This window comes from Peribacillus sp. YIM B13481, from assembly GCF_042787985.1.
GTDB classification, from domain to species: domain Bacteria; phylum Bacillota; class Bacilli; order Bacillales; family DSM-1321; genus Peribacillus; species Peribacillus simplex_A.
In genome coordinates, this window is the sequence record NZ_JBHZPE010000002.1 from 279,736 (window position 1) to 286,430 (window position 6,695).

6 protein-coding genes and 1 pseudogene are annotated in these 6,695 nt (G+C 40.7%); 1 reads left to right on the forward strand and 6 read right to left on the reverse strand.

Annotation, left to right across the window (positions count from 1 at the left end; genetic code table 11):
* Positions 1-46: 46 nt before the first annotated feature.
* A complete protein-coding gene (locus tag ACFX4X_RS02830) occupies positions 47-1,384 on the reverse strand; it encodes an MATE family efflux transporter (protein ID WP_377381385.1) in 1,338 nt (445 codons plus the stop codon).
* Between the two features lie 529 nt (positions 1,385-1,913).
* Here ACFX4X_RS02830 and ACFX4X_RS02835 point away from each other — a divergent pair.
* Positions 1,914-2,081: pseudogene (locus tag ACFX4X_RS02835) on the forward strand (SDR family oxidoreductase); the annotation flags it as partial.
* A 90-nt stretch (positions 2,082-2,171) separates the two neighbouring features.
* Here the strand turns inward: ACFX4X_RS02835 and ACFX4X_RS02840 are convergent.
* The 5 genes from ACFX4X_RS02840 to ACFX4X_RS02860 all read right to left on the reverse strand — a co-directional run bounded on the left by ACFX4X_RS02840 (position 2,172) and on the right by ACFX4X_RS02860 (position 6,338).
* Positions 2,172-2,657, reverse strand: a complete 486-nt coding sequence (locus ACFX4X_RS02840) for a DedA family protein (protein ID WP_061464436.1) — start codon at positions 2,655-2,657, stop codon at positions 2,172-2,174.
* 257 nt (positions 2,658-2,914) lie between these two features.
* Entirely contained in the window at positions 2,915-3,463 is a 549-nt protein-coding gene (lepB, locus tag ACFX4X_RS02845; protein WP_061464437.1) for a signal peptidase I, read from the reverse strand.
* A 129-nt stretch (positions 3,464-3,592) separates the two neighbouring features.
* Positions 3,593-3,745: a hypothetical protein gene (locus ACFX4X_RS02850; RefSeq protein WP_284469996.1), complete on the reverse strand. Its 153-nt coding sequence runs from the start codon at positions 3,743-3,745 to the stop codon at positions 3,593-3,595.
* Positions 3,746-4,078: 333 nt separating this feature from the next.
* On the reverse strand, positions 4,079-5,737 hold the full coding sequence (locus tag ACFX4X_RS02855) for an immunoglobulin-like domain-containing protein (RefSeq protein WP_377381390.1): 1,659 nt from the start codon (positions 5,735-5,737) through the stop codon (positions 4,079-4,081).
* A 190-nt stretch (positions 5,738-5,927) separates the two neighbouring features.
* A complete protein-coding gene (locus tag ACFX4X_RS02860) occupies positions 5,928-6,338 on the reverse strand; it encodes a DUF4064 domain-containing protein (protein WP_377381393.1) in 411 nt (136 codons plus the stop codon).
* Positions 6,339-6,695 lie beyond the last annotated feature (357 nt).

The window sequence follows — 6,695 nt, forward strand, 5'->3', positions numbered from 1 at the left end:
TCAAACTACCGATAAATTCCCCTTATTATAAAAAACACCCTCTTTTTTAAAAAGAAGGTGATTTCACTGGACTCTCTTCATCCATTAACTCCGTTACTTTTCGGTTTAGTCTTGGGATATATAACGCTAAAAATAAGGAACGTCCTAAACTGAATGCCAGAAATGCAAGCCATAATCCATGATTGCCATGCTGGGGGACTGCTGAGAATTGGACAAATAGAAAGGCCAATAGTGCAAGGAGCATCGAGTTTCTTATAGGAACCGCTTCAGTCGCACCGGTAAATACCCCATAGAAAATGAGTCCGATAAAGGCAGTGAAAGGGAATAGGACAATCCAAAGTCCGTATTCATGGGCCAGTTCGATGACACCTGGGATATTCGTGAAAAGGAGAATGACCTTATCGCTAAATAGATAGTATGATATAGCAAGTATGAGCGAGGCATACAAGCCCCACTGCGCAGAAAGTGAGAGAGTTTTTTTATAAAGGTGGATATCTCTCGAACCAATGGCCTTTCCAATTAGAAGACTGGACGCATTCGCGAAGCCATCAAAGCAATAGGCCATCAGGTAATGGATTTGTATGAGTACGGCGTTGGCCGCCAATGTCTCTGTCCCGAAAGTGGCTCCTTTAGCCGTAAAAAGATTGAAAGCCGTAATCAGGCAAATGGTCCTGATGAATAAATCCCTGTTGACCACCATCATTTTCTTCAGTGAAGCATGATCGAACCCCTCCCGGAATGAAAAAGCATCCGGTATGATAACCGCTTTCCGAATCACCCACAAGCCCAGGAAAAAAGCGGCAATCTCTGATATCAATGAAGCGGCAGCAACCCCTGATACTGACCATGAAAAGCCATTTACGAAAACCAGGCATAAGATAATATTGATCACGTTCATGAAAACTTGTATGAACAAAGATGTTTTTATCCTGGATTTCCCGATTAACCAGCCTAGGATGACATAGTTCAATAATGCAAAAGGTGCACCCCATATCCGGATGCTGAAGTAATCTGCAGCAAAGGCGGAAACGTCCGATTCCGGACCGATTGCACCTAACGAAACATTCAAAATGGGTTTTTGGATCACGATAAAAAGAAGACCGATAATTGCTGCTATGAAAAAAGGCCGAATCAAAGCCATCAGGCTTTGATTTTCATCCCTTGCTCCCTCCGCTTGTGCTGCAAAGGCAGATGTACTGACACGAAGAAATCCAAAAAGCCAATACATCGTGTTAAAGATAATGGTTCCGACAGCTACCCCGCCTATATAAGCGGGATCACTCAATTTTCCAACAACAGCCGTATCAACCGCACCGAGCAAGGGCGTACTCATCGTCGAAATCGTAAGCGGAATGGCCAAGGAAAGATACATTTTGTTATTCATATTTGAATGACCTCCTTTTTACATAAAAGACTTTTTCAGGTCTGAAAAGTTAAAATTGGAATGACGTTATAAAAAATATATTAAAAGTACAAAAATTGAACATGTTGTGCCCCTACCAAGGTGGCCTGGAAATAGAGGACCCTAATGCATGCGCTGCCTCTACAAGGTTACTTGTGAATAGTTTCGAATAGAATGGTTAAGCCATTTTGGATATTGACAATCTACGGAGTCAAACTTATCAATCTCAAAAGATTAAAAACGATTGCAACCTGTAGGGGTTATGGGAGGCCCATTAAAATATATCAACTTTCCGGCACTATTTAAGATATACAACTACTTTTTATCCAGTAAGAGCTTGAACATATATTCATCGTTATAACAACTAATCCGGAGTGATCATGATGGGAAGATTGACTAATAAAATGGCCATTATCACTGATTGGATAGCGTCTATGGAACTGTACTTGATGGATCTTCAGACGAAAGCTGGAAAAGGATGAAGGATGGCGACACACCCATTACATAAAAATTAGTAGAGTCAAAAGAGTTAGTGAATCAAATGATAAAGGCAACTCCATTACAGCGTTTGGGTCAGCCGGCTGATATTGCAAATGCCGTGCTTTATCTAGCATCCGATGACGCTTCCTACGTTACGGGTGCCGAGCTTGTCATAGACGGCGGATACTCTGCTCAATAATAAAAGGTGAAAATGGAAAATCCCGTTTCTGAAATCCAGAAACGGGATTTTCCGATTCAACATGGAAATTTGACCTATGAGTGTAATAAGTTAAGTTAACACACCAATGAAATAGCCAAAAGTCGTAAATACCAAACACCAGCTGAAAGCCCCTGTACCTGCAAATATAAAGTACTTTCTTTTCCCCATTCCATTCATTCCGGACATGTAACTGGCGAAGTGGCGAACTCCTGGGATGAAATAGGCTATGATGATGGTCCAAGGACCGTATTTATTGAACCAATTCTCTAGTTTTTCCAACCTCGCGGGAGTCATTTTGATCCATTTGCCATGTTTTCTCAAAAAAGGCTTACCCACCTTTTTCCCGATGAAGTAACTGACAAGCATCCCGGATATCGATCCAAGGAAACTGACGAGGAATGCCCCCTGGACATTCAAAACGGAGATGGATGACAAATAGCCGACAAAAGTCATCATGAACTCATCAGGTACCGGCAAGCCAATAATCCCAATGGCCAACAGTCCATATATCGCAAAATAACCATAGTTTGATATTAAATCTTTTACTATATCCATCTATAGTACTCCATCTCAGCACCCTTTTATAAAGTAATCCAATTTCTGATGCGGGCCTGGGTAACGTGATTACTTCTTTTTAATAGGATAACCTAATTTAACCCATATGAGTTGATTTTCATAAAAAAAGAAAAAAAAAGAAGAATGGACACGTTTTTTGTTGAAGGACTTGTATGATAATGGCAGTCAATGTTTCCCCATTACGGAAATGAAAAACGGCAAAAAAAAGCGGACTCGATATCTGAGTCCGCTTCCTCTTATTTCACAATTTTCATTTCCTTGATCGGCCAATACACTAGATTCGCCTTGCCGACAATTTCATCGACGGAAATCGTGCCGATTTCACGGCTATCCAAACTATTTTGGCGATTGTCCCCCATAAGGAACAGCTGGTTATCCGGCACTGTCATGCTGCCTGTTTTATCTTCGAGCTTGAAGGATTCAGTCAGCGGCAAACCTGCCATCTGTTTCTTATATTTGTCCAAGTATGGTTCTTTATAAGCTTTCCCATTAATATAAAGCGTATCGTCTTTATATTCAATATGGTCACCTGGCAGACCGATAACCCTTTTTATATAATCCTTATCTACCGTTGCATGAAAAACGACAATATCAAACCGGTGGATACTATCGATATTCGTTCCAAACTTGTTAAGAACAATTCGTTCGTGGTCTTGCAGAGTCGGCATCATTGACTCACCGTCCACGACAATCGGTGCAAAAATATATGTTCGAATTAAAAAAGCTAGAATGACTGCAATCCCAATCGCTTTTATCCATGAAAAAACTTCTTTTCTTTTTTCCAATTGTAGTCCCTCTCTCTGTTTTTTATTGATGCAATTATATCATAATCCTTGTATGATCACTTCATACAAATACCTACATTTTACGCATTAACAGTAATTACCAATTCTGTGTTGGATTTCGATACTTTCCTACTCTATTTCCCTGCGCTGCATTTGCGCCGGACAAATCGCATTATATGTACGGACTTTCTCATTAATATCGTCAATTCGTTTCATTAATTCCGATTCAGGTTCATTGATTTTTTTCAATCGTACCAATTCGGGATAGCAGGTAACCGGCATCCTTGGCCTTCGTCAAGAAGTCTTTCATATATATCTCCCGATAGTGCCGACTCCGGAAGCGGTTTTCCAAGGCCAGGATTATTTTTCAGCCCGCCGTCCCTTTCATAATCCTAAAAACCTGATCCATCAAGTTTACATGCCCATAAACAATCTCCCTTCAGATTAATTATAATTACATCTATTTACAATATATAGAATTTTTATCAGTTTCCACTCCGCCGTGGAAGATCAAATCACTGAACACCTTCTCCTATTATTTATACCAGCTTTCAGCCAAAATCATTCAACTCATCAAAAAAGGATTCCACTATTACCGGAATCCTTTTTTTCCATCTATTTAACTGTAATTTTCCTTTTTACCTCTGCCTTGTTCTTCGATTTATCCGTAACTGTGTAAGTCAATGTATAGGAACCCTTTCTCTTCGTATTCACTGTACCCGTCACTTTGATTTTACTTGCCAAGTTGCCATCCAGGTTATCTTTCGCAGATACACCTGATTTAGGATTGAATGTCGAGTTGTAGGCAATGGTTTTACTTTTGGCACCGGAAATGACCGGCTTGGTGCCATCTATCGTGATCTTTCTGGTGACTGTCACTGCATTTCCCGATTGATCGGTGACCGTATACTTCAATGTATAGGTCCCCTTTTTCTTCGTATTCACTGTACCCGTCACTTTGATTTTACTTGTCAGGTTGCCATCGGCATTGTCCTTGGCACTCACGTTTGTTTTTGGGTTAAATGAAGAATTAAGTTTGATGGTTTTATTCCCAGCACCAAAAATCACAGGCTTGACTTGATCATAAACGGTTATTTTCCTTGTGGCCTTTGCAACATTCCCAGCCTTGTCAGCTACCGTATAAGTCAAATTATAGGTGCCCACTTTCTTGGTATCCACCTTACCGTCCACACGGATGGCACTCGTTAAGTCACCATCTTTATCATCCTTTGCCTTTACGTCGGTTTTAGGATTAAAAGTTGAGTTGAAAGGAATAGATTTACTAGCAGCCCCTGATATCACAGGTTTATTCGTATCCTTGATAGGGACGACAATCGATAGCCTATTGGAGATGTAAGCTGATGAAACATATCCCTTAATCTTTTTGTCCTCCGTTTGTACAGGGTACCAGACAAATTTATTTCCCTTAGATTCGTGATAGTCAAAATTCCCTGTGATGATTAAGCTTGTATTGAGCGGCACAGATACTGCACCTGCCGTAGTGCTTATTTCTTTCCTGATATTCGCGCTGGATGTCGTCACCACTTTGTCTCCTGCCTTGAACCAATAAACAGAGTCATGCGTTTGATCTGTCAGTGTGTATTCCAGCTTTTTAAAGGTGATATTTTCAGTGCTATCCCGATCATATTGAAAGTCCGATGTTTTAAATGGATATTTTGCCAGTTTCGTATCATTCAAAAAACTTTGGTTTTCTATCTCAGCAAAAACCTCCTCTTGGTAGGCATTCGCATTTCTTTGCCCGTTTTCCTGGTAAAGAGGACTGTTCACCGGTTTTGTCCCATTGTAAGCCATTACTGGGAAATACCAATTTTCAATGCCCCTGCGTCCTGCACCCTTGATCTTGGGCAAATCCCTTCTAGAATACATGTCACTCAGTACCTCGACGCCTGCCTCGATATTATAGACTATATCACTTTCCAACTTTTTCTGGTCATACCCACTTTTATTGGTAAGCTGCATTAGACCGATACCGCCATCGCCGGACTTTATGGGTTGGCCCGCATCATTAAATTGCCTCCAATCCCCGTTTTCCTGCGTAGCCACCGCTTTTACTACTTCAGGGGGGATTTCAGCCACCATTGCCGCATTCGTCAGTAAACAATTAATCTGCTTATGGGAAGGATTTTTCTCCGGTTGGATTTCACCAAAAGCTGAACAGACTTTGGTTACTCCAGACTCCGCAAGAGCCTGTCCATTGAACAAACCGAATGTTAAACAGGTCATTATTCCAACTTTCATTAAAGGTATCTTCATTGATCGAACTCCAGTCTATTAATATTTAACTTTATAATAATAGTAACATGATAGACTGGTGATTGCAGGTACAAAAAGGTATATTCCCCTAAAATATCCACTATTTTTCCAGTTCAGAATAAAAGGAGCTGACCCGCATCTTCGGGTCAGCTCCTTTGTTTCAAATTACAAAACTATGTATAGTGTTGGATCATCCGATCACTTCCACCGTTTCCCTTGGTTTCCTTACAAGGCACATGATTCCCGGCACGATGAAGAAGATAAGCGGCCATACATGAAAGACCGTCAGAATGCCCGTAATGACCATTAAGATTCCGGCTCCCTTCGCTTTGCCGCCTTTTAATAGAAAGATAGCGATCAAGCCGCCTGCCAATGCAATAAACAGAGATATGACCCCCGCCCATAAAAAGCCCATGAACAACTTGATTGACATATCCACCTCAGATGTCGAAAACTCGGAATCTGTCATTAATGAGTAGTCCATCATTTCCGTCAAATCGATACTGTTGAGATAAACTGCCGCTATAATCGTCACGATTAAAGAAATCGCAGCGATACTCACGCCTATGATACTTAATACGAATTCCCATGTGCGTTTCATTTGCTTCGCCTCCCTAGAAAAGTCACTTATATATGATACCCAATTTGGGAAGAAATAAAAGACTTTTATTCCTTCCTCCACGAAATCTCGTGAGCGTCCATTGGGTATTATCCTTTTCCTGATGCATAGTAAAAGTGCCAGTGCTTAGCTCTTTTGAAAAAAGAACAGGCAGTATGGCAAAATTAAATATTAATATGATGATTGCAGCTAACCAACGCCCTATTTACGAAAAATACCCAAAGGAAGAGCATATCATTAACACCAGTTTTTTTAGGTAAAAATCGAGTAGGGGGAAAATAAGTTTATTTTCGCCCCTCTCACAACACCGTACGTACGGTTCGCGTATACGGCGTTTCA